Annotated in this window: 22 protein-coding genes; 14 read left to right on the forward strand and 8 right to left on the reverse strand. The window is 51.9% G+C overall.

Annotation, left to right across the window (positions count from 1 at the left end; translation table 11 throughout):
- The first annotated feature begins 182 nt into the window (after positions 1-182).
- Positions 183-479, forward strand: coding sequence for a hypothetical protein (locus MKO97_RS01875; protein ID WP_241104379.1), 297 nt, complete (start codon positions 183-185; stop codon positions 477-479).
- 49 nt (positions 480-528) lie between these two features.
- On the opposite strand, the gene MKO97_RS01880 is transcribed toward MKO97_RS01875, so the two are convergent.
- From MKO97_RS01880 to MKO97_RS01890, 3 genes are all read right to left on the reverse strand, one after another.
- Complete coding sequence (locus MKO97_RS01880; RefSeq protein WP_241104380.1) at positions 529-1026, reverse strand: hypothetical protein; 498 nt, start codon at positions 1024-1026, stop codon at positions 529-531.
- Between the two features lie 147 nt (positions 1027-1173).
- Positions 1174-2169: a hypothetical protein gene (locus tag MKO97_RS01885; protein WP_241104381.1), complete on the reverse strand. Its 996-nt coding sequence runs from the start codon at positions 2167-2169 to the stop codon at positions 1174-1176.
- A gap of 422 nt (positions 2170-2591) precedes the next feature.
- On the reverse strand, positions 2592-2975 hold the full coding sequence (locus MKO97_RS01890; protein ID WP_241104382.1) for a response regulator: 384 nt from the start codon (positions 2973-2975) through the stop codon (positions 2592-2594).
- Between the two features lie 155 nt (positions 2976-3130).
- On the opposite strand from MKO97_RS01890, the gene MKO97_RS01895 reads away from it, so the two are divergent.
- The 6 genes from MKO97_RS01895 to MKO97_RS01920 all read left to right on the forward strand — a co-directional run bounded on the left by MKO97_RS01895 (position 3131) and on the right by MKO97_RS01920 (position 9275).
- The gene (locus tag MKO97_RS01895) at positions 3131-4708 is read left to right on the forward strand and encodes a hypothetical protein (RefSeq protein ID WP_241104383.1); all 1578 of its coding nucleotides are present in this window, start codon (positions 3131-3133) and stop codon (positions 4706-4708) included.
- 118 nt (positions 4709-4826) lie between these two features.
- On the forward strand, positions 4827-5711 hold the full coding sequence (locus MKO97_RS01900; protein WP_241104384.1) for a T9SS type A sorting domain-containing protein: 885 nt from the start codon (positions 4827-4829) through the stop codon (positions 5709-5711).
- 500 nt (positions 5712-6211) lie between these two features.
- Entirely contained in the window at positions 6212-7561 is a 1350-nt protein-coding gene (locus MKO97_RS01905; RefSeq protein ID WP_241104385.1) for an ammonium transporter, read from the forward strand.
- A gap of 54 nt (positions 7562-7615) precedes the next feature.
- On the forward strand, positions 7616-8116 hold the full coding sequence (locus tag MKO97_RS01910) for a nuclear transport factor 2 family protein (RefSeq protein WP_241104386.1): 501 nt from the start codon (positions 7616-7618) through the stop codon (positions 8114-8116).
- Positions 8117-8239: 123 nt separating this feature from the next.
- Complete coding sequence (locus MKO97_RS01915) at positions 8240-8671, forward strand: hypothetical protein (protein WP_241104387.1); 432 nt, start codon at positions 8240-8242, stop codon at positions 8669-8671.
- Between the two features lie 19 nt (positions 8672-8690).
- Positions 8691-9275 carry a hypothetical protein gene (locus MKO97_RS01920; RefSeq protein ID WP_241104388.1) on the forward strand — a complete coding sequence of 195 codons (585 nt, stop codon included), beginning with the start codon at positions 8691-8693 and terminating at the stop codon, positions 9273-9275.
- A gap of 85 nt (positions 9276-9360) precedes the next feature.
- Here the strand turns inward: MKO97_RS01920 and MKO97_RS01925 are convergent, their stop codons facing one another.
- Positions 9361-10308 (reverse strand): L-threonine 3-dehydrogenase, encoded by a 948-nt coding sequence (locus MKO97_RS01925; RefSeq protein ID WP_241104389.1) that lies wholly within the window; start codon positions 10306-10308, stop codon positions 9361-9363.
- Positions 10309-10471: 163 nt separating this feature from the next.
- Here MKO97_RS01925 and MKO97_RS01930 point away from each other — a divergent pair, with 163 nt between their 5' ends.
- Positions 10472-11071 (forward strand): hypothetical protein, encoded by a 600-nt coding sequence (locus MKO97_RS01930; RefSeq protein WP_241104390.1) that lies wholly within the window; start codon positions 10472-10474, stop codon positions 11069-11071.
- 34 nt (positions 11072-11105) lie between these two features.
- On the forward strand, positions 11106-14414 hold the full coding sequence (gene mfd, locus MKO97_RS01935) for a transcription-repair coupling factor (RefSeq protein WP_241105484.1): 3309 nt from the start codon (positions 11106-11108) through the stop codon (positions 14412-14414).
- Positions 14415-14491: 77 nt separating this feature from the next.
- Here mfd and MKO97_RS01940 read toward each other — a convergent pair whose 3' ends face one another.
- The 3 genes from MKO97_RS01940 to MKO97_RS01950 form a co-directional block, all read right to left on the reverse strand.
- The gene (locus tag MKO97_RS01940) at positions 14492-15151 is read right to left on the reverse strand and encodes an aspartate kinase (RefSeq protein WP_241104391.1); all 660 of its coding nucleotides are present in this window, start codon (positions 15149-15151) and stop codon (positions 14492-14494) included.
- 107 nt (positions 15152-15258) lie between these two features.
- Complete coding sequence (locus MKO97_RS01945; protein WP_241105485.1) at positions 15259-15618, reverse strand: YraN family protein; 360 nt, start codon at positions 15616-15618, stop codon at positions 15259-15261.
- A 210-nt stretch (positions 15619-15828) separates the two neighbouring features.
- Positions 15829-16809, reverse strand: a complete 981-nt coding sequence (locus tag MKO97_RS01950; RefSeq protein ID WP_241104392.1) for an LD-carboxypeptidase — start codon at positions 16807-16809, stop codon at positions 15829-15831.
- Positions 16810-16871: 62 nt separating this feature from the next.
- On the opposite strand from MKO97_RS01950, the gene MKO97_RS01955 reads away from it, so the two are divergent.
- From MKO97_RS01955 to MKO97_RS01975, 5 genes are read left to right on the forward strand one after another with little or no spacing between them, the layout of a single operon-like run.
- The gene (locus MKO97_RS01955) at positions 16872-18152 is read left to right on the forward strand and encodes a chloride channel protein (RefSeq protein WP_241104393.1); all 1281 of its coding nucleotides are present in this window, start codon (positions 16872-16874) and stop codon (positions 18150-18152) included.
- A gap of 46 nt (positions 18153-18198) precedes the next feature.
- The gene (gene metG / locus MKO97_RS01960; RefSeq protein WP_241104394.1) at positions 18199-20271 is read left to right on the forward strand and encodes a methionine--tRNA ligase; all 2073 of its coding nucleotides are present in this window, start codon (positions 18199-18201) and stop codon (positions 20269-20271) included.
- A 2-nt stretch (positions 20272-20273) separates the two neighbouring features.
- Complete coding sequence (locus MKO97_RS01965) at positions 20274-20960, forward strand: HAD family hydrolase (RefSeq protein ID WP_241104395.1); 687 nt, start codon at positions 20274-20276, stop codon at positions 20958-20960.
- A gap of 49 nt (positions 20961-21009) precedes the next feature.
- Positions 21010-22404, forward strand: a complete 1395-nt coding sequence (locus MKO97_RS01970; protein ID WP_241104396.1) for a hypothetical protein — start codon at positions 21010-21012, stop codon at positions 22402-22404.
- A complete protein-coding gene (locus tag MKO97_RS01975) occupies positions 22401-23303 on the forward strand; it encodes a histone deacetylase (protein ID WP_241104397.1) in 903 nt (300 codons plus the stop codon). Before MKO97_RS01970 ends, MKO97_RS01975 begins: the two co-directional genes overlap by 4 nt.
- On the opposite strand, the gene MKO97_RS01980 is transcribed toward MKO97_RS01975, so the two are convergent.
- Positions 23304-23636 carry a single-stranded DNA-binding protein gene (locus MKO97_RS01980; protein WP_241104398.1) on the reverse strand — a complete coding sequence of 111 codons (333 nt, stop codon included), beginning with the start codon at positions 23634-23636 and terminating at the stop codon, positions 23304-23306.
- Positions 23637-23717 lie beyond the last annotated feature (81 nt).

A 23717-nucleotide genomic window follows, 5' to 3' on the forward strand; every position in this document is an offset into this window, starting at 1 on the left:
CATGGTTTTCTTATAACACGGAAGAGCCCTCGATATGAGGGCTTTTTTCGTTTTACGTCGTAACTTGAAGGAAGGTTAGGGGTTCAGGGTTGAGAGTTCAGAGTTCTTGGTTCTTAGTTCTTGGTTCTTGGTTCCTTGCTCCTTGCTCCTTACTCCTTCATTATTCACGCTAAATCTCCTCCATGTCCCACTTCCAACCGCTTCTCGACCTCCTTCTCCAGGAAGGTTTCCATCTGCCCGCCTCCTCTACCGGCGGAAAACCATTGGCGTACAATTTCACGCCTTATTCCCTAAACAACCGATTGAGCTTTCGATTCGAGCATGTTAACGACTTCATTGACTTCCTGGAAACATCCGGAACGGCGTTGTCAGCAGACGAAAAAGATACGTTGCGATCGAGTCTTTTAAACGCCGGGCTGGACTCAGAATCCTTTTTCTACGTCAACTTCTTTGAGAAGGGAAAAGAGCAGGACATGTAATAAAAAAGGCCGCGAATAAACGCAGCCTTCCTTTTTTCTTTGATTGCTGTTATTGCATCGTATAGACCGTCGAGGTAGTGCCGGTTGCATAACTGTAGACGTCGGTCGCACTGTTATACGAAGGATACTCGACGTCGGTCGAAGTGCTGGTCAGGGTCCTGGTTCCGAATGTCCATTCCCACTTCATCGGGGCACCGATACCGTTTGGCGTTGCGGTAACGATGTTGGCGTTATACGTCCAGGTGCCCATGGTGTTCAAAACGGCCGAGCAGGTAGAGGTTCCGTCTACAATCTTTACACCGTTGTATCGCATTGAGTAGGTACCGTTCGGGTAGAGGGTTATAGTGGAATAATTGAAGCAGGTGCTCTCGGTTGCTAGATTCACCGAACTGTCTCCATCCTGATCATAATCCATAGCCATCGGGGCATTGTATTCTGTCAAGTCGTAGGTACCGACAAAGTCAGCAATAGAATTGTCATTTTCTTCATTACACGATGCAACGAAGCATCCAACCATCATAAGGGCCAAAATAGAAAATCTTTTCATAGTGGGGTTTTTATTGTATGCAGCAAAGGTACCTCCACGGCTACGGGCCACCTTACACGAGGGGCGGCGATTGTTACACGATACCGTCCATGAAAAAAGGCCCCCGAAGGGACCTTTCACTAACATAGCAATTTTAAGGGGGATCTTTTAGTTGGCCGGGCCTGAGCGCTCAAATTCCAGCGCTGCATTTCCCGTAAGGGTTGACCACAACTGGGTCGCCGTGTTATACGATGGGTATTCGGCATTGTCCCATGCACCCGTGATTTTACCGTTTGACCCAATCTGGAAACGTCCGTTGATGCTGCCATTGGCGCTTCTCGTGAAAATTTCGTCACCGATGCGGGTGTAATTTCCGGTTGTAGTCGTGGTTTCACAATCTAATGACAGGTTAGCCATATTCAACACACTATACGAATAATTGCGTTCGTAGGTACCGTCAGCGCGGAACTTGATGGTAGAGTTTCCGTAACAATTGGTCTCGTTCGCCAGGTTGGTCGAACTGTCACCGTCAAGGTCAAGGTCTTGTGCTTGTCCAACGATAAAAGCCGTCAGGTTAAAGTTGCTGAAGACACCGGCATCCGTATTGGTGTTGTCGTCATCATCCTGTCCGTTTCCGTTATCGTCTTCGTCATCCGTATATTTTTCGAATGTCAACTGTACGTTTCCGGTCAGGTTGGCCCAAAGGCGCGACACGCTGTTCCACCCTACATATTGGGCGTTGCTTTCGGTGCGGGTAAGGGTGTGTGAACTAGAGTTGAAGGAATACGTCGCCGTTACGTTAGCAGAAGACGTTGTCGTTACCTGACTGCCGTTTTGCGTCCAGGTGCCCGATGTGATGCTGGTGTCGCAATCGATTTGCGTTCCTGCGTTAGAGCTGGTTGTGCGCGACATGCCTTCTTCATAGGTGCCGTCACTGTGGAAACTGATCCACGAATCGTTATAACAGTTCCCTTCGAGCACGAGGTTGGTGGAACTATCGCCGTCGTTATCATAGTCCTGGGCCTGGCCCGTAGTAGCTGAGGTGAGTTCATAAGTACCGGTAAGGTCGGCGCTGACGTTGTTTCCGCCGTCGTCGTCACTTGAACACGAACTGAAGGCTACGCATCCTGCTGCAGCCAGTAAGTAAGAATGGAATTTTTTCATGGCAATGATCTTTATCGAATTAGTATAGACCAAAATTAGCGTCGCCATGACGGGAACCTTTTACACGATTTGGAGAAAGTATTGCAGGCGGGATGTGACGAAAGAAACCCCGCACTTATCCGTACGTTACGCACTCTAACGAACCCAACCGCCACACCTACCCTTTTTTTATCGCGCGTGCGCCTACCTCTAGTACCTTTATCCAATCACGGCGCCTTGTTGCTGCCGCGATACCCCTTGAGGGATAGTTTTGAAGGTTATTAGATGTAGGGAAGCGGCTTGTGGGCCGCTTTTCTTTTTGGTGTATCGTGGAGCCGACAAAGTATAGGGGTCCCCGTAAAAATCCGTTTACACTGAGGGTCGGCTCCCGCCGTAAATCATACTCGCTACCGATGTAAGTAGTTTTCAGGTGGGTTGAGCTATCAAAATGCCTCCTCGCCGTACGTGCTGCGCAATAACTGACGGAGATCCGAAATCGAATTGGGTTTGAGATGATAGGATACACCGTAGCGATCAAACAGCTCCTCGAAAAAGGGCGGCACTTCGGTTCCCGAAAGCAAATGAAGGGGGATGCCGGATATATCCATTTGGTCAGACAGCGTCCGGAGAAACTGGGTAGCGGTCATCCCAGGCACCCAAAAATCGAAGTAAATCCGGTCGGGACGCGATGTGCGTGCGGCCTCAAGCGCCTCCTGGAACGATTCAAAGCTCAGGACCGTAACCGACATATCGTCCTTTAGTGCCTCCTGAAAAAACCGTCGGTCGTCTTCATCATCGTCTATGTAAAAAAACAATTGTCGTCCCATCTTCCTATCATTTTGATTTTCTTTGTTTTATTTAAAAGTACGTGTTGTATCCGTTAGCAAGTAATAAAGAAAACCTAAATGACGTCTACCTTTTGTCTACGGTGGTACGATCCGGGAATAAACGTTCATTGGGTTATTTTTTGGAACTTGCCCACATGCGTTATGCCCTCCTGTTCGCCATCACCCTGCTCACGTTTTCCTCGTCAGCCCAGTCAACCGCCCGGTTACGGGAAGGATGGCGCGCACTTGTTACTGACAACGACAGCGTGGCTATTCGTTGTTTTTGGGAGACCTATCGCGACGCACGGTTACGGCATGACGACCGTCTTCAGGCCGAGGCCGCGCTTTTTCTGGGAATGGCATCCTACGGCAGCCGTCCCGAAAAGGGCATGGCTTATGCGGTAGAAGCGCTCCACTTATACGAGAAAACAACGACGGGACACGAGGCCCGTGTCGGCCGCGGGCGTTGCCTCCAACTCATGGCGACCATCCGTGAACGCCAGGGAAAATCGGTACAGGCATTGCAGTGGAGCCGGCAGGCCCTCACCCTGCTCGAACGCGATACGACCGGCACAAAATGCCTGGCCCGTTTGAGCATCGGCCGCTACTTTGAAAACCAGGGGCAGGTAGATACGGCGGTTGTGTATTACCAGAAGGCGCTTGACGATTTCCGCTCTTCGCGTCAATACGCCTACCTTCCCGGTGCGTACACCCGTTTGGCGCTTCTCCAGATGAACCAAAACCCGGACGCGGCTTTTTCGTCGCTGTCAACTGCCTGGGCGATTGCCTCCAAAACCCACAACCGCCAGGCAGAGGTTGCTACGCTGCTCGCCCTGGGGAAGGCGGAAACCCGACACCGGGACCCGCAACGGGGCCTTCAACACCTGCAGACCGCTTACCGGCTGGCGCAGTCACTGTCGGATCGGCAGTTTGAGCTGCGGGCGCTCGAAGGTCTGGCAGAATGGGCGGCGGCACAGGGCCATGTGGAGGACGCCCTTGAATGGCAACGTCGGGTGATCCAATTGAAGGATTCGGTGTTCTCGGCGGAAAGTGAAAGGGCGGTGCGGGAAATGGAAGTGCAATTTGGCCTGGCGGAGAAAGAGCGGGAACTGGCGCTCGTTTCAAAGGAGCGCGAAGTGGCGCGCCTAACCAATCTTTTATTAAGTGGCGCCCTGATCGTATTGCTGGCCGGCGCTGCCGTGGGTTTTGTAGTGCTGCGGAAAATCAGGCGGAAAGACCGTGAATTGCTGGCCATCCGCAACGCACTTGTTACGTCCATGGAAGCTGAAAAAGCCCTACGGGAACACCAATATAAAGCGGATCTGGAGCACCGTGAGAGCCAACTCAGTGCCATCACCTTGCAGATGCAACGCAAAAACGAATTCGCAGAGGAACTACGCGCCTCCGCCGGAGCGGGCCGTACACTTTCACCCACTGAACTACAGCGGATGGTCAACCGCCATTTCTCCCACGGCTATGACTGGGAAGATTTCGATACTTACTTTGAAGGTCTGAACCTTCATTTTTATACCCGCCTCCGCGAATTGTATCCCGGTATCAGCCAAAATGACCTCAAGCTATGCGCCCTTATCCGGCTGAATCTGTCAACCAAAGAAATGGCAGGCATCCTTAATATTTCGCCCGACAGTGTAAAGACCGCACGTTACCGACTCCGACGCAAATTACAACTGCCGGGCGATGAGAACCTCACACGTTTCCTGTTGTCGCTATAGTGGTATACCCAGTATAGGCGTCCTCCTGAGGGTTTGTCTACCTCGTGTCTACCCCGCTGTCACGCAACGATTCACCTGTAGCCGTACCTTTGGACTATCATCTATAAAAAAGAATGCCATGAAAAAACTGTACTACCTGATCCTGTTGCCCGCGCTGATGGCGGCACAGGTACCCAACCCGGGATTCGAACAATTGTTGTCCAGTGGACAGCTTCGCAACTGGGGTTATTACTACACGGTTCCGGTGACCCTCGACCCAGAAACGGGAGAGAGCAGCACTCCCCAAATCGACTATGCCGGCAGCACTTCGTTTGCTACTTCCACACCCTCGTCCCACGGTGGCCTGCACGCTCTTTCCATCCGCAATGCCCGATTCGCCGAAACCGGCGAAGTCATTCCCGGTCGGGCGGAACTGTTCGACGATACCAACTCAGACGTACACACCGGCTGGAACGCAGGGCGTCCGGTTGAGCCAGGTACTGTTGTAGACCGTCTGGCCTTCTATTACCGATTCAACGCCCTTAATGGTGAAGTAGGGCAGGCTGAACTGGTTGCCATCGACGGCGATAGCAACGAATTGGCGCAAGTTTCCCTTACGCTCTCTGACACCGCGGGCGCCTTTCTCTTTGCCGAAACCTCCCTCAACCTGCCTGAAGGCACAGCAGTTGCATTTGTCTTCATCCGATTTCGTATGGCAGGTGATGGCGAGACTCCGGCTTTTGGAAGCGAGTTGGTCATTGACGACCTGGCCGTAAATGCCGAAATGTTACAAGTGGACCCAGTGGTAAAACCTACACAAGGGTTCTACCCCAACCCGACCGAAGGCAAACTCTTCACCCGCCTCCCACTGCAGGGGGCCCCGGTCAGCGTGGTGGATATGGCGGGTCGTCGTTATTCACTGCCCACGAGTGGCAGCGAGATTGACGCCTCTGCTCTTTCACCTGGCGTTTACCTGTGGCAACCCGACGGCCAGCGACAGGCAGTGCGGTTTATACGAAAATAAAGGAAGCGGGCTCAGGCCTGCTTTTTTTCGCCTATATTCTCTTTGAGTGGATTTTAGTGCGATTTTTGGGAACAATACCCGTCTCGCTGACCGTTTGCCTGTTCCTACACACGGCTTACAATCGTAACCTTCCGCTAACGACCAGGTAACGTCTACCTTTGAATTTTGCAACGAATACCCAAATCGTGTAAAACCCGGGGAGACGACAGGCGCTACCTTTGTCTCTCTTTTCAATCAACTGGTTATGTACTCAAGAACCCAACGTAGGAAACTGATGCGAAGCCGGATGGGCCGGTTCTGGCTACTGCTCGACCGCTATGTCATTGCCACCCTTCGATAACGTTAGGGCGACATGCCGACGACCCTCTCGTGAAGGAGGTCGACTCATACCATCGAAAGCGTTATCGTAAAAACATCCCTATAAAAATAGGGGTTCGTTTGTTATTTCTTTTATTTTTGCTTAAACACCCCCTCTTTTTCAAAGGTAAAGAAGCAATAATATGAAACTCGAGAAACGCTGGATCGTATCGTTTTCCCTCATTACCCTTATTTCCTTAGTCGCGGTTTGCTGGCCTGATGCCGTTGAAACCGCCACGACACGTTCCTGGTTTGGAACAGAGCAGGACCTTCGCGCCGCGGATGTGGCCTGGTTGCTGACCGCGTCGAGTTTCGTTTTGCTGATGACACCGGGTCTCGCTTTTTTCTATGGCGGTATGGTGGGAAAGCACAACATCATCTCGACCATGTTGCAGAGTTTTATTTGTATGGGCGTCATTACCCTGCTTTGGGTGGTGGTTGGCTTCAGCCTTTCCTTTGGCGAGCCGCTGCTTTTTGAAATCGACGGACAGTCGTATTCGATCATCGGAAATCCCTCGTCTTTTGCCTTCATGGATCATGTGGGATTGTTGCCACATAAGGTATTGGGAACGACCATCCCATTCATTCTATATGCCTTGTTCCAAATGAAATTCGCCATCATCACGCCGGCCCTGATTACCGGTTCTTTTGCCGAACGGGTGCGCTTCATCGCTTTTCTCTTCTTCATTTGCCTGTTTAGCCTTTTTATCTATGCACCGCTTTGCCATTCGGTGTGGGCACCTACCGGACTTCTGGGCACCTATTTCGGTGTGAAAGACTTCGCAGGGGGAACGGTGGTGCACATGAGCGCGGGATTTGCTGCCCTTGCCGGTGCCATCGTATTGGGCAAAAGACGGAATGCGGCACACATCCCCACCAACATTCCGTTTGTACTTTTAGGAACAGGATTACTGTGGTTCGGCTGGTTCGGGTTCAACGCCGGATCGACACTGGCCGCGAACGGCACGGCTGCTATGGCCTTCGCGACGACTACCTCTGCATCAGCAGCAGCCATGCTCACCTGGGGCTTCTTTGAACGGATGCACGGAAAGAAATTCTCAGCCATGGGCGCCTGTGTCGGAGCGGTTGTCGGACTGGTGGCCATTACACCCGCGGCCGGCTATGTGACAATTCCGGAGAGTATTTTCTTCGGTTTTATCACCGCGATCGTATCCTATAAAGTACTGGCCTCTAAATTCAGCAAGCGCGTCGACGACACACTCGACGTATTTGCCTGTCACGGCGTAGGAGGTATTATGGGGATGATCCTCACCGCCATTTTCGCGCGCGGTGAAAACGCCAGTCTCCTGCACGGCGGCTGGAGCGTATTCGCGCATCATATGATGGCGCTCATACTGGTCTCGGCCTACACCTTTGGCGGTGCCTTACTGCTCTTCCGGTTTGTCAACCTGTTCATCCCGCTTCGGGTATCGGAAGAATCAGAAAACGCCGGACTGGATCTTTCCCAACACGACGAAACCATCCTTCATTAATCGCATTATCGTTCCCCTAGTTTCGACTGGGCTTCCTATCTTTGAAATAAAAAGATGAGAGTCTTCCTTACCCTGTGCGCCACCGCCCTGACCTTGTGGGTATCAGCCCAAAAGGCAAATGACACCGACGCCATACATCACCTGCTCAATACCTGGCACGAAAACGCCGCCAAAGGAAACGGCGATGCCTATATAGCGGCCATGACCGACGACGGGGTCTTCATCGGTACCGATGCTACCGAATACTGGACACGGGAGGCCTTTTGGAAATTCGCCGAACCCTATTTCAAAAAGGGCGCCGCCTGGGACTTCAAACCCCTCAAGCGCCACGTCTACCTCAGCGCCGACGGGAAAATCGCCTGGTTCGACGAAGTGCTTGACACCTGGATGGAATTGTGTCGGGGTTCGGGCGTGCTGATCCGACAGGCGGACGGCAGCTGGAAGATCGCACACTACGTTTTATCCGTGACCGTTCCGAACGATGTGGTGGATGATGTGATCAAAGTAAAACACAACATTGAAACAAAACAAAAGGACGTAATCAAATCACAATAAGGGAGTTAACCGCTAAAATAAGACGCTGTATCCGAAAGGCTACGGCGTTTTTTCATCTGTGTAAATCCAACCGCCGCGTTCTCTCGTATATGCCATCAGAACCCATCACAAAATGGCATGAATATGAAACGTCGCATCCGTTCTGGCCTACTGGCCTTGCTGGCCGTATTCTTTTTTCTTTTCACGGCCCTCATCATCCACATTGCCACCGCTCCTTCTTTGGAGGTGGACAATGCGACCCTGCAAATCGCCCGTATTGATTTCCACCAACCCCTGACGCCCGAAAAGGCGAAAGAACTGCACCGCCAGATGCGCGCCATCAAAGGTGTTACGCACGATAAGTTCTTTGCCGACAAGGGGGTGTTGGTCTATTGGCTCGACAACCGGGTTACCGACTCACAGCGCGTGTTCGAGCAGTTGATGGCCAAAGGCGACTATGATGCCGAACGTTTTACCGTGCCCCAGCATCTCGCGCAACAGCGTGTGTGCCCGGCGATGGACCCCAACAGCTTCAAGTATCGTTTTTCCGTTGCCGTGCAACGACTATTCCGTTAATTCTTAAAACCACCTTATCATGAAACGAATCCCTATCCTGGCTTTTTCAGCCCTGAGCATTCTGGCAGGCGCCTTTGTTGCGTCGTGCAGCGATGACGACGACAACAACTCGCCAACGCCCTCCTTGTATACCCGTCTAGGCGGAACGACCATGGTGGCCGACCCCAACAACCCGGGCCAAATGATTGAGCAAGGCCGATTGAGCTATCGTTCGGTTGTCGACTCGACCATCACCCTGATCGTGGCCGACATCACAGCCGGTAACCAGGGAAACTTCAGCGCCCATTTCGCGCCACTGTTGGCCGAGGTCGGAGCCGGAAACACCACCAATCTTTCCCTTTTAAGCAAAAACCTCACCGATTTTTTCTCGGCTAATACGGGTGGTGGCGCGACCAACACCTATACGGGAATGAATATGGCAGATGCGCACAACCCGGCTATGAACCCGCGGATGGGCGTGAAAGCCACCGATGCCGACTATACCCGATTTGAAGGGTTTGTAGGACAGGCTGCCGGATTGAACGGTGTGACCGACCAGGCCATCATTGGCGATGTGGTAGAGGTACTCGAATCGTTGCGCGACCCGATTGTTCAGGCTCCGTAACCCCTTTTTGTCCGACGTATATCCTATGTGTAGGAAGAGGCTGTCTCGAAAGAGCGGCCTTTTCTGTTTTTTAAAGGAAGTCGGATTACCCGAGTTTACGCAGGTTCTCAAGCATGTCCGCAGTCATCGTATCGAGGTCAAAACGGTGTTGCCAACCCCAATCCTGGCGGGCGGCACTGTCGTCGATACTGGCGGGCCAGCTATCCGCGATTTGTTGGCGGAAATCGGGTTTGTAGGAGATTTTGAAGGAAGGGATATGCGCCCGGATGGCATCCGCGATTTCGCGCGGCGTGAAACTGATGGCCGAAAGATTGTAGGAACCATGCTCACGGATTTGATCGGCCGGTGCGCGCATGATATCGATCGTCGCCCGGATGGCATCGTCCATATACATCATCGGAAGCTCGGTGTCTTCCGACAGAAAACACTCATAGGTGCCGTCTGACAGCGCCTTGTGAAAGATATCGACCGCATAGTCCGTGGTACCCCCTCCAGGAGGCGTTGACCAACTGATGAGTCCGGGATATCGGATACTGCGTACATCCACACCAAAAATGCGGTGGTAATATTCACACCAGCGTTCGCCTGCCTGTTTGCTGATGCCATAAACAGTAGTCGGCTCCATCGTAGTATGCTGGGGCGTCTGGTGGCGCGGGGTTGTCGGGCCGAAAACGGCGATACTGGAAGGCCAGAATATCTTCTTGATTTTCTTCGCTTTTGCAAGGTTCAGCACGTGGAACAGCGAATTCATATTTAGGTCCCAGGCAAAGGCAGGGTTCTTCTCCGCAGTTGCCGACAGCAACGCGGCCATCAGGTAGACCTCATCGATCTGGTGTTGCTCGACCAAATGCTCGACCTGATTGAAATCGAGGGCATTTACGACTTCAAACGGTCCGGAATTGACGACATCGACATTCAGTTTCCGGATGTCAGACGCGATCACATTTTCCGTGCCGTAGACGTCCCGTAATTTTTTGGTGAGTTCGGTGCCGATTTGTCCGCACGCACCGATGATGAGGATTTTGGTGGCCATAGTAGTGTTGGTTTGCGTCACAAATATACGTTTTCGCAGGTAGTGCACCTCCACGTTAACAAATCTGCAAAACAGCCGTGCAAAAGCCAAACTTTTTTTAATTTTAATCGACGGCATCGTCCTTGTGACGGAACCGCGTATTTTTGCCCGAACCATTTTCACCATGCGCTACCTGTTGCCGGTTTTATCGTTGTTTTTGTTGCTGACCGTTTCCTGCAAAGAGGATGACAGCCAGCAGCTTGCTTCGCGTGCGCGCGATTTGAAGAAGAAGGAAGCCGTTTTTGCGAGCCTCCAGAAAAACTGGGTATTCCAGGCGCCGGCCCTGAACCCACAAACGCAGGAAGCGGCCCGTGACTGGCAGGTTTGGCGGCAGTTTCAGGCGGAACTTCGTCAGAAACCACAGAGTTCGGTGGATGCCTTCCGCAAAAAGGCAAAAACCCTTACCCAACGTGTGAGGGCTTTATCCATGGGCATTCCCATCGTATTTGATAAACCCGAAATACGCGCGCGCATTACGGCCCTGACGGTAACGATCCAGTCGCTTGACCTTTACGTCAACCTCGACGATATTCCGATTGAGAAAGTCATTGCCTGTATTCGTGAGATCAATCTCACCCTCGGCTCGATGACGACGCAGATGGAGGAAATCATAGCACGCGGCAATGTGCGTCTTGAAAAAGGCGAATCCGATATGCTGCGGATGTTAGACACGACACGGGCCATCCCGTCTACGCCCAAACCTAAACAACTTGAGCTTCAATAATCTACTGTCGAAATACGCCGAGTCTACCGGTGTCATCGAAGCCGCTTCCACCCTCGCGCGGCGCGATTCGAAGTCGCTGTTGAAAGGCTTGTCGGGTTCCTCGCTTTCCTTTGTCATCAAAGCGTTGTTTGACAAAGCCGAAGTGCCGTTCCTGTTGGTGCTTGACGACAAGGAAGCGGCCGCGTACCACCTTAACGACCTCGAGTACCTGATCAACAAAGAGGACGTGTTGTTCTACCCGGGCTCCTACCGCAACCCCTACCAAATCGAAGAAACCGACAACGCCAGCGTATTGCTTCGGGCGGAGGTGCTGAACCGCATCCCATCCCGCAAAAAACCGGCGCTCATCGTGACCTATCCTGAAGCACTTTTCGAAAAGGTCGTCACCAAGAAAGACCTCGAGAAAAACACGCTGAAGATTGCAGTGGGCGACCAGGTGACGCTCGACTTCATCAACGAAGTACTTTTCGAATACGAGTTCCGGCGGGTCGATTTCATCAGTGAACCCGGCGAGTTCTCGGTGCGCGGGGGCATCCTTGATGTTTTTTCCTTCTCAAATGACAACCCGTATCGTATCGAATTCTTCGGAAACGAGGTCGACAGCATCCGGACGTTCGATGTCGAGACACAACTTTCGATTGAGCGACAGAAGAAAATCGCCATCATCCCGAATGTCGAGAATAAGTTCTTTGAGGAATACCGCGAAAGTTTCCTCGATTACATCTCGCCCAAATCGGTGCTTTTCCTGCATAATACAGAGGTCATCCTCGGAAAACTCGACCGGCTGTATGAAAAGGCGGAAGCGAACTTTGCGAAATTGGGCACGGAAGTACGGCATGCCACTCCGGATCGTCTCTTCCTCAACCGGAACGCCTTCCTCGAACGCGCCCGCCATCTCACGGTAGCCGAGATTGGTTCCCGACCTTTTTTCGAGGTAGAGACCACGGTCGCTTTCCATACAAAACCACAACCTTCCTTCAACAAACAATTTGACCTGTTGTTGGATAACCTGGAAGAAAACCGCTCGAACGGCTTCCGGAATTACCTTTTCTGCACGAATGACCAGCAGGCCCGTCGCTTTTCCGACATCTTTGAGAGTCTGGAGGAAGAAGATCCCGAACACATCCGGAAACAATATGAAACCGTGGTGATGCCGCTTTTCCAGGGGTTTCTCGACGACGACCTCCGGATAGCGTGCTACACCGACCACCAGATTTTTGAACGGTACCACAAGTTCAGCATCCGGAACGGGTATTCGAAGAAACAGACCATTACGCTCAAAGAACTCAACCAATTGTCGGTGGGCGATTATGTGACCCACATCGACCACGGAATCGGGAAGTTCGGTGGGCTTCAGAAAATACAGGTGGAAGGCAAAACCCAGGAAGCCATTAAACTGGTGTATGCCGACAATGATATTGTGTATGTCAGCATCCACTCGTTGCACAAAATTGCGAAGTACAACGGAAAGGACGGCGCGCCGCCGAAAATATACAAACTGGGGTCGAGCGCGTGGAAAGCCCTGAAGCAGAAGACCAAAGCGCGCGTTAAGCATATCGCTTTCAACCTCATCCAGTTGTATGCCAAGCGGCGTCTGGAAAAAGGATTTGCCTTCAAGCCGGACTCCTACGTCCAGCTCGAACTGGAAAGTTCGTTCATTTACGAAGATACGCCCGACCAGGTCAAAGCCACGGCAGAGGTCAAGGCCGATATGGAAAACGAGCGCCCGATGGACCGCCTCGTGTGCGGGGATGTAGGCTTTGGAAAAACCGAGGTCGCGATCCGGGCGGCGTTCAAAGCTGTCGATAATGGGAAACAGGTGGCGGTATTGGTACCGACGACCATCCTGGCCTACCAACACTTCCGGACGTTTTCGGAACGGTTAAAAGACATGCCGGTTACCATCAACTACCTCAACCGGTTTCGTTCGGCCAAGCAAAAGACCGAAATCCTGAAAGACCTGCAGAGCGGCGCGTTGGATATCGTGATCGGCACGCACCAACTCGTGGGGAAAGGCGTAAAGTTCCGGGATCTTGGCCTGCTGGTCATTGACGAAGAGCAGAAGTTTGGCGTGAATGTAAAAGACAAGCTGAAGACCATTTCGACCACCGTCGATACGTTGACGCTTACAGCGACACCGATTCCGAGAACCCTTCAGTTCTCGCTGATGGCAGCGCGCGACCTGTCGGTTATTACGACGCCACCGCCCAATCGTTTCCCTATCGAGACCAACGTCATTGGGTTTAATGAAGAGACCATCCGGGACGCCATTTCCTATGAAATACAGCGGAACGGACAGGTGTTTTTCATCAACAACCGGATTGAGAATATTCGAGAGGTGGCTGGGATGATCCAGCGACTGGTGCCGGGCGCGCGCATTGGTATCGGTCACGGACAAATGGACGGCAAAAAACTGGAAGAGTTGATGCTTGCCTTCATGAACGGTGAGTTTGATGTTTTAGTAGCGACGAGTATTATTGAAAGCGGGTTGGACGTACCCAATGCCAATACGATTTTCATTAACAACGCCCAACATTTTGGTTTGTCGGACCTTCACCAGATGCGGGGACGCGTGGGGCGCAGCAATAAGAAAGCGTTCTGTTATTTCATTTGTCCGCCTTACAGCGCCATGACTGAAGACGCCCGTAAGCGCATCCATGCGTTGGAGCAGTTCAGTGAATTAGGCAGCGGGTTCAACATCGCGATGAAAGACCTTGAGATACGCGGTGCCGGAGACCTGTTGGGTGGGGAACAAAGCGGTTTCATCAATGAAATAGGCTTTGAAACCTACCAGAAGATCATGAATGAGGCGATTGAGGAATTAAAGGAAAACGAGTTCCGTGACCTCTATGCCGATGAAGAGAAAGATACCGACCGGACGTACGTGAAAGACATACAGATCGATTCTGATTTTGAGCTGTTGTTCCCCGATGACTATATCAATAGCATTACCGAGCGCCTGGCCTTGTATAACGAATTGAGCGAGATCAAAGACGAAAAAACCCTGTTGGAGTATGAAGGGCGCCTGACCGACCGCTTCGGTTCGCTGCCAAAACCCGCGAAGGCATTGATGACGAGCATACGCTTAAAATGGGTAGCGGTGCGACTGGGCATTGAAAAACTGGTGCTCAAACAGGATAAGATGATCTGTTATTTCGTTTCTGACCAGCAGTCAGATTACTACACCTCGTCGCAGTTCCACAACGTGTTGAAATTCGTGCAGACCCACGGGAATGTGTGCCGTATGAAAGAAAAACAAACGCCGAACGGGTTGCGATTGCTATTGACGTTCGACAACGTCAAATCGGTGAAGAAGGCGTTGGAGTTATTGGAGTTGATATAGTGACGTGACCAACCTATAGTTAACGCTTTCAGGGCATGCATGGTGCCCGTTCCGACTTCTGTTGTAGCCTTTACGTACTAAAGACTCTTCATGTCCTTAATCACCTTAAACGCTACGTCCACATCGTCTTCACTGACCAGGATCGTGAATTCGTATGAAGTAGATACGACTTCATTGATGATAATACCTTCCCACGCGAGACGTTGGAAGAGGAAGTAGTAGACCCCCGGCGTTGACACATTGTCTTTCGGCAGTTTGATGGTGATGGAAGCCAGGTTCTCGAACTTATGGATGAGTTTCTCGTTCCCGAAATGCTTATCGACCAAATGGGCGACACTTTCACTGACGATGACGTTGGTTTCGCTCACGCCACGGGACGAGGTGTAGAAAATATCGGAATATTTGCCAATTTCAGCTATCATTTGCGCCTGGCTGTCAAGGATGGTCTCGGAAATGGCGAAGGTGTAATCGATGAGCGATGACCGGACGGTTATTTCACCCAGGCTCTTGAGTACCTTGACAATTTTATGGTTCAGCCGAAAATCAAGATCCTCCGACAGCCGTTTCAGTGCCATGACGATGGCACCTTGCTTGACGTCCTTTCCCAATTCCTGTTGAAGGTCGGGCAGCATGTTGCGCGAAAGTGACGTTAAATTGATAATGCCCTGCGACAACGCACTGAGCAGGAATGGCTTGGTCTTGATGTAGTTTTCTACAACGGCCGAAATTGTTTTCATGAGTAGTTGTGTGTTTGTGATCGCAAAAATACAATGAAAAAACAAAATGTTACAAATGTAACATGATAATTGTCGTTGTTAAATTCCTGCTTTTTGCATTATCGTGTCTAAAAGTGGAAGAAAGCGTCGGGGAGATGCTCGATCTCCGGGCGAGGGCCTCTTACCACTACCGCGATGATGTCGAAACGCACTTCTGCTTCGAGTCCACGCGCCGCGATGAAAGTATCGATGGCCTCCACCAGCAACCGGATTTTTCGGGGTTTTACGAATTCCTGCGGCAAGCCGAACTCGTCGGTAGAGCGCGTTTTCACCTCCACGACCGCTATGATGTTTTCCTTTTGGGCGATGATGTCTACTTCGGCTTTGCCGGATACCCAATTCCGCTCGAGGATCTCATAGCCGTTCCGTTCAAGGAAGGCCGCCGCTTCCTCTTCTCCTAACTTTCCTAATTCGTTGTGTGATGCCATGATCAGGGTGCCTTGGGCGTTCATTCAATGGCGGTAAGATCGGGCGTTTTTGGGGAAAGTCGGATACGGTTTTTCCGTATATCGTTCCCAACGAAAATAGGGCGTCGCGCCTTCTTAGACCTCAAAGGTTTTGAAAACCTTTGAGGTCTAAAGGTAGCGCTGCGGTGGTTTCAGGAGGTACGGGAAAACCGCATCTTTTGTTAAAAATGCTTACTGGAAGATGACGCTGGCGCCGTTTGCCCGCACATCCATCTCAACCTGCTTTCCAAAAATAAGCGCCCGGTTGTCACGGATATGTCCGGCCGGAAAGTTATAGATGACCGGAAAATCGTAGTCTTTGAATATATCCTGTATAATCTGCAAGGCATCCTTACCCCAGGGCACCTGGTTGTCGTTCATCTCGGTCATACCGCCCACTATCACGCCTTTTACATGCTGAAACCAGCCGTTGCGCTTGAGGTTCATCATCATCCGGTCGATGTGGTACAGGTATTCGTCCAAATCTTCAATGAACAATATCTTGTCGCGACAATCCACCTGTGACGCCGAACCCAAAATACTATACAACACCGAGAGGTTCCCGCCGACGAGTTCGCCGGAGACTTTTCCCAGCTTATTATAAGGATGGGACGGGACATCGTATTGCAGCGTCTCCCCAAACAACGCCTTCCGCAGGGTCTCGATGGCAGCAGGGGTGGCCGTCTTCACGTTAAACGCCATGATACCGTGCACGGTTTCGATACCCATGTTGTTCAGGTGGCTATGGAGAACCGTCATATCACTGAAGCCTATTACCCACTTCGGTTTCTGGCGGAATCGCGTGAAATCGATCGCGTCTATAAACCGCACCGTTCCGTAACCGCCTTTTGCCGCCCATACCGCCTTGACGGACGGGTCGTCAATCATCTTTTGGAAATCGGCTGCACGAAGCGAGTCGGAACCGGCCAGTTGGTGTTCCTCGGCGCCAATGCTGGCACCCATCACCACATGCAATCCCCACTTTTCGAGAAGGGAAATCGCAGGTCGCAACGATTCCAGTTCAATTTTTCGCGCCGTAGCCACCAGGGCTACCGTATCGCCTTTTTGCAAAAACTCAGGTGTGGTCATGTGTCGCTGGGAATAGGAGGATGTACTGCTTCCCGCTGTCACAAGCAGCACAATAAGATATCGCCAAGACAGCAGGATTCGCATTCGGCAAAGATAGTAACTACCTCCTCAAATACTTGCGATCCGCCTGTCGCTGCCGTATCTTTGTGATCCTACCCCTTTTCTTTACCATGATCTTTCCCTCTTTTTGGCGGACGGGTGTCTTCCTATTGGCTTCCCTTGCTACCGGCCTCTGCGTCACCGTCATGGCGTTGGTGCTGAAACACGGCACTGAACACTATGAATCCGTCTTCCGTTTGTGGAGCCAGTCGCATCCGTTGGTGCTTTTTATCTTTCTATTCTCTGGCCTTACCTTGCTGGTCAGTCTCCGGAAATGGGCCTTCCGAAACCGTCCTAATAAAGGTATTCGCGAGGTGTTGGGTGCCCTTTCTTCCGGGCATGGACTCCCCTCCTACAAAATCCCGTCGCACCTGGTCAATGGTTTTCTGACAGTGGTAACGGGCGGCTCCACCGGTATTGAGGTTTCGACAGTAGTGGCAGCCGGTGCCGTCGGTTCGCAATGGGGTGACCGCCATGCCTTTTTCCAGAAATACCGCGGGGACTTGATCTGCGCTGGTATCTCCGCCGGTATAACCGCCCTTTTTGGCACCCTTCCCGGTGGGCTTTTCTTTGTATGGGAAGTATTCTCGAAACCCCTTGACTTTCGACGGGCAACGGCCTCATTGGCCGCCTCCTCGATTGCGTTTTTTATCGTGACGCTGGTCGGCGAGCCCGCGCTCTTTCCGCTACCCTTGCATGGTTGGCATTGGCACGCGCTGCCGTATTTCGTTGCGTTGGGACTACTGGCGGCGGTTCATTCCGTTTATTTGACCCGTTGTGTATTGTTCTGTAAAAGCGTCTTCTCGGGGATTTTGACGACTCGCGCACGGGTTCTCGTGGCCTCCCTAATAATGGCCGTATGCATCAGCGTGTGGCCGGCCCTGTATGGAGATGGGTACCACGCGGTCTCCGACATGCTCGGGCAGTTGCCGTCGGCTTCGGTTTATACACTACTGCCGCTTGTAGGCGCGGTTTTGCTCCTAAAACCCATCTGCACGGCCGTTACGTTGGGAGGCGGGGGAGACGGTGGTGTATTTGCCCCCAGTCTTTTTAGCGGTGCCTTTCTCGGAGCCGCCTTAGCCGTGGTGGCCAATACGGTGTTTGACGCTGATGTCATCCCACTGAATTTCGCCGTCGCCGGAATGGCAGCCGCGCTTAGTGCCAGCATACACGCGCCGTTGACTGCCCTGTTTGCCGTTTGCGGTATCGTAGGCGACTACACATTGTGGGCACCCATCGCGTTGTCGGTAACCGTGTCGCACCTGACGGCGAAGAAACTCTTCCCTTTCAGCGTCTATACCTATCCCGCTAAGGCTGCAGGAAATTAGCCTAAGTGCGGCACATTCGCTATTTTTGCGCTCAATTTCCACTGTTATGACGAAACTTCCGAAACGCTATACCATCACGGCGGCACTGCCGTATACAAATGGCCCCATCCATATCGGTCATTTGGCGGGCGTGTATGTGCCATCCGACATCTATGCCCGCTACCTGCGCGCGCAAAATCGCGACGTGGCTTTCATCTGCGGAAGCGATGAGCACGGTGTAGCCATTTCGATGAAAGCGAAGAAAGAAGGCATTACGCCCCAACAGGTAATCGATAAGTACGACGCCATCATCCGGCAATCGTTCGCGGATTTCGGCATATCCTTCGATAATTACTCCCGTACATCGGCGAAAATCCATCACGACACCGCCTCTGAGTTCTTTCGAAAACTCTACGAAGACGGAAAATTCATCGAGGAAACGACCGAGCAATTGTATGATGAGAAAGCGCAACAATTCCTGGCCGACCGTTTCGTAACCGGAACCTGTCCGAAATGCAGCAACCCCGAAGCCTACGGTGATCAGTGTGAGCGCTGCGGCTCTTCCTTGAATGCGACCGACCTTATCAACCCGAAGTCGACCCTGAGTGGTGAAACGCCTGTCTTGCGGACGACCAAACACTGGTTTTTGCCGCTTGACCAATACGACGCCTTTTTACGGGAATGGATTCTAAAAGGGCATGCGAAAGACTGGAAACCGAACGTATACGGCCAGGTGAAGTCGTGGCTGGAGGACGGATTGAAACCGCGCGCCGTGACCCGCGACCTCGACTGGGGAATCCCGGTTCCGGTGGAAGGGGCTGAAGGAAAAGTGCTGTATGTATGGTTCGACGCACCCATCGGCTACATCTCGTCCACAAAAGAATGGGCGGCTCGCGTCGGGAAGGATTGGGAGCCATACTGGAAGGACGCCGATACGAAACTTGTCCACTTCATTGGGAAAGACAATATTGTGTTCCATTGTGTTATTTTCCCGGCCATGCTCAAGGCGGAAGGGAGTTACATCCTGCCTGATAACGTTCCGGCGAACGAGTTCCTGAACCTGGAAGGAAATAAGCTGTCTACCTCCAAAAACTGGGCGGTATGGCTGAACGAATACCTCGAGGAGTTCCCTGGCAAACAGGATGTATTGCGGTATGCCCTGACGGCCAACGCCCCTGAAACAAAAGACAACGACTTCACTTGGAGAGATTTTCAGGCGAGAAATAACAACGAACTAGTTGCCATTTTGGGCAACTTCATCAACCGTGTAGTCGTGCTTACGCACAAATACTATGACGGCATCGTGCCCGAACCGGGTACGTTTTCCGAGGTGGACGAGCAGGTGCTGACCGAAATGCGTGCCTATCCGGACGTCATTGCCAGCTCCATTGAGCGTTACCGTTTCCGGGAAGCATTGGGCGAGATGATGAACGTGGCCCGACTGGGGAACAAATACCTAGCCGACGAAGAGCCTTGGAAAATCGTGAAAGACAACCCCGAGCGCGTCAAAACGCAATTGTTCGTGGCCCTGCAGATTGCTACGGCGCTGGCCGTTGTAGCCGAACCTTTCCTTCCTTTCACTGCCGCCCGCTTACGCCAGATGCTGGGCATGCACCCTTCTCCGGAAGGCGTCAACGATTGGGACGAAGTGGCCAAACCACAGACGATCCTATCACCAGGCACACAACTGGGTGCGTCCGAACTGCTCTTTACAAAAATTGAAGACGCCGACATCCAGAAACAGATTGACAAACTAGAGGCAACGAAAAACGCCAATAAAGCTGAAAATACCGCCGTGGAACCACAAAAAGACCTCATACAATACGACGACTTCGCGAAGATGGACATCCGTACAGGCACCATACTTGAAGCAGAAAAGATGCCAAAAGCGAACAAATTGCTAGTGCTGAAAGTCGACACCGGAATTGACGTACGTACCATTGTATCAGGCATAGCCGAGCATTTCTCGCCAGAGGAAGTGGTAGGAAAACGGGTAACCGTATTGGTCAACCTGGCGCCGCGTGCCCTGCGGGGTGTGGAAAGCCAGGGGATGATCCTCATGACCCAGGATGCCGAAGGAAAATTGGTGTTTGTGAATCCCGATCGCGACGGGGTAGCCAATGGCGCAACCATCAATTAATCATGGATATCAAAGTCATTGCCTTCGACGCCGACGATACCCTGTTCGTCAACGAACCCTATTTCGAAGAAACGGAACGTAAGTTCTGTGGCCTGATGGAGGATTACTTATCACACCAGGGACTCTCGCAGGAGCTGTTCAAGGTCGAGATTGACAACCTTCCCCTTTACGGATACGGCATTAAGGGATATATCCTTTCCATGATTGAAGCGGCGCTGAAGATTTCCAACAATACCGTTCGGGTCGAAGCCGTCGGGAAAATCCTTGAATACGGGAAGGAACTACTCGATAAACCCATCGAACTTTTGGACGGCGTCGAAGCGACCTTACAAGCCTTACACGGTCGGTTTCGATTGGTAGTCGCCACAAAAGGCGATCTGCTTGATCAAAGACGCAAGTTGCACAAATCCGGCCTTGGTAAGTATTTCCACCACATCGAGGTCATGTCAGACAAAAAAGAAAAGGACTACCTAGACCTTTTGAAACGTCTGGACATCGCTCCGTCTGAGTTTTTCATGATTGGAAACTCATTGAAGTCGGATGTGCTACCGGTGCTTGAGATCGGTGGGCATGCCGCCCATATACCCTTCCACACGACCTGGGCCCACGAGCGCATCGACCACGAGGTGGTGCACGAACGGTTTCGTTCCTTTACAACGATTTCTGAGGTACTTCCGCTTTTTTCATAATGACCTGAGGTCGGATAATTTCGTACCTTAGACGTTGTTTTCTATTGCTATGAAAAACCGACTATTGGCTTTGATTGGGCTGCTGCCCCTGACCATCGCCGCACAGACCATTATGCATTCGTTGCCCCTGGAATTGCAACGACCCATCGCACGTCAGCAATTGCTTTTGGCTCCCAACGGAACCAACGGAACCTACCTAATGGCCTCCGACGCTGACCGGACCTACCTCCTTTCCTATAACCGCGCCCTGTTTTTTCGGGACTCGATTTCGGTGCCCCGACCGGATCGGGAATATACCGCTATGGCTGGATATAGTTCAGATACCGAAAGCTTCACCGTATACTGGAGCAAGCCAGACTTTGATAAAATACTGGCCTATCGCTACAACCTGTCGACGCGTTCGGTGTCCAAATCAGTCGTATCAATTGACTACGCAAAACAAACCTATCTCTGCTCCTTCAGCGAGAACAAGCGTTTTTACATTGTTACGGCGTCCGATACGAACCCCTTCCTTTCCTTTTACTGCTTCAGCAACGGAAATCCGGAGGTCCGGACTATCGACCTCTCTTCTTATGACCTCGAAGACACCCGGGGCCGGAAGATCAAACTGAATGAGCTCCTTTTGGCCTCCGGCCTACAGAAAATCGACCCTTCCCTGCCGAATCCGGCGGCTTCCGCTACGGGTCCTGTCAAGCTGTATTCCTTCGAAAACAGGTTTGTACTGACATTTGATATCAACCGGAAGCAAACCGTACTCTTTGCAATCGATCCCGATTTTCACGTGACCCAGAAAACCCTGTCGTTCCCCAGCCTTGAAGGTGCCGAGCGACAGAACTCTTTTTTCCATGAAGGGCGGCTCTATCAATTACTCGTAGCGGAAGAAGCGATGATGCTCACCTGTACGGATGTTGCCACCGGAACGGAAATAGGGCGCTACACCGCCAACGCCAACGAGGACATCAGCTTCCGGAATTCCCCTTTATTAGCCCAGGTAGACGACAGCCCCCCGAACCAAATAACCGGAAGCAAACGCTTTTTGAGACGCCTGTCGGGCAGTTCCGTCGGACTCACCGTATACCGTTCACCGGAAGACCTTCTGGTTACCATCGGGGGGATGCGCGGAATTGCGACCGCCGGCGACGTATTCCTGGGCATCGCGGCCGGAACCGCTATGGTGTTGGGCGGCGGTGCGACGGATTTCGGCGCATTTTCTGATTCGTCGCAATTCGTCTTCTTCGATGCTGTCTTTGATAACGATTTCCGTCATAAAGACATGCCTCCACAATTACTGGCACTCGACAAGATAGGCACCTTTGCAGAAGAAGAGGAGTTGGAAGGCCCGTCCGCATCGGCTGTCTACCATCACGATGTATTGTTTGCTTACTACGACCGCGCGACGAAACAACTCCTACTGCGGCGATTCCGGGACGGTGCCGACGAATGATCCCTGTCGCTTTCCATCCTCTTTATCGACACCCGCTGCCGGAGGGCCACCGCTTCCCGATGCAGAAATATGAGCTGTTGCCGGAACAGTTGCTATACGAAGGCACTTTATCTCAAAGTGATTTCTTTAGTCCCGAACCTGCTTCATTGGATGCTGTCTGCGCCGTCCATGACCCTGGTTACGTTGACGCGCTGTGTTGCCTATCAATCGATCCCCGGGCGGCCCGAAAAGTAGGCTTCCCACTTTCAGCCGAATTGGTCGAACGCGAACTTCGTATTACCCAAGGGACCATCGATGGTTCCCTGAAGGCGCTCGAAACCGGCATTGCCTTCAATATCGCAGGAGGCACCCATCATGCCTACAGGGCACACGGAGAGGCGTTTTGCCTGCTGAATGACCAGGCTGTCGCCGCGCAATACCTATTGGATCACGGTCAGGCGTCACGCATCCTCATTGTGGATCTCGACGTACACCAGGGAAACGGAACAGCGTCTATTTTCGCAGGCCGCCATGACGTGTTCACCTTTTCCATGCATGGTCGTACCAACTATCCGTTCAAAAAAGAACAATCACACCTCGACATCGCACTGGAGGACGGCACCGACGATGCTGTCTATTTGAAAACGTTACACGACATCCTTCCACCCTTATTACGGAAGACAGCACCCGATTTCGTGTTCTATCTGGCGGGAGTAGACATACTCGCAACAGACAAATTGGGAAAACTGGGCTGTACCGTCGAAGGCTGCCGGCAACGCGACCGATTCGTGCTGAGTGTATGCCGGGAGGCGGGTATTCCGGTGCAATGTAGCATGGGAGGCGGGTATTCGCCCGATATCCAAACGATTATCGAAGCCCACGCCAATACCTACCGGGAGGCCGTATCGCTCTACCGTTGATTATTTGCCCAGCAACAACAATTCGCTCACCACTACTTCCGTGAGAAACCGCCGCTCTCCGTTTTTGTCTTCGTAGGTCTTGTGCGTCAGTTTGCCTTCAATCGCAATTTCCTTGCCCTTATTGACATACTTTTCGATGATTTCCGCAGGTTTGCCCCATGCGATGACCCGATGCCATTGCGTTTCCTCTACCTTCTCCCCTTTGTCATTCTTATAAACATCGTTGGTGGCGAGGTTCAGGACGGCCCGCTTTTTTCCTTTTTCGAAATCCTTGATTTCCGGATCACCACCTACGTGGCCGATTAATTGTACGCGGTTCTTAAGTGCATTCATGGCGTGTAAAAATTTAAGGTTTATAGGTGTAAAACTACAGCGGCTTTTTCCTTTTAAAGTACGGGAAAACCGCATCAATTG

It is taken from the genome of Flavobacterium sp. HJ-32-4, from assembly GCF_022532105.1.
In the GTDB taxonomy this organism is placed as follows: domain Bacteria; phylum Bacteroidota; class Bacteroidia; order Flavobacteriales; family Flavobacteriaceae; genus Flavobacterium.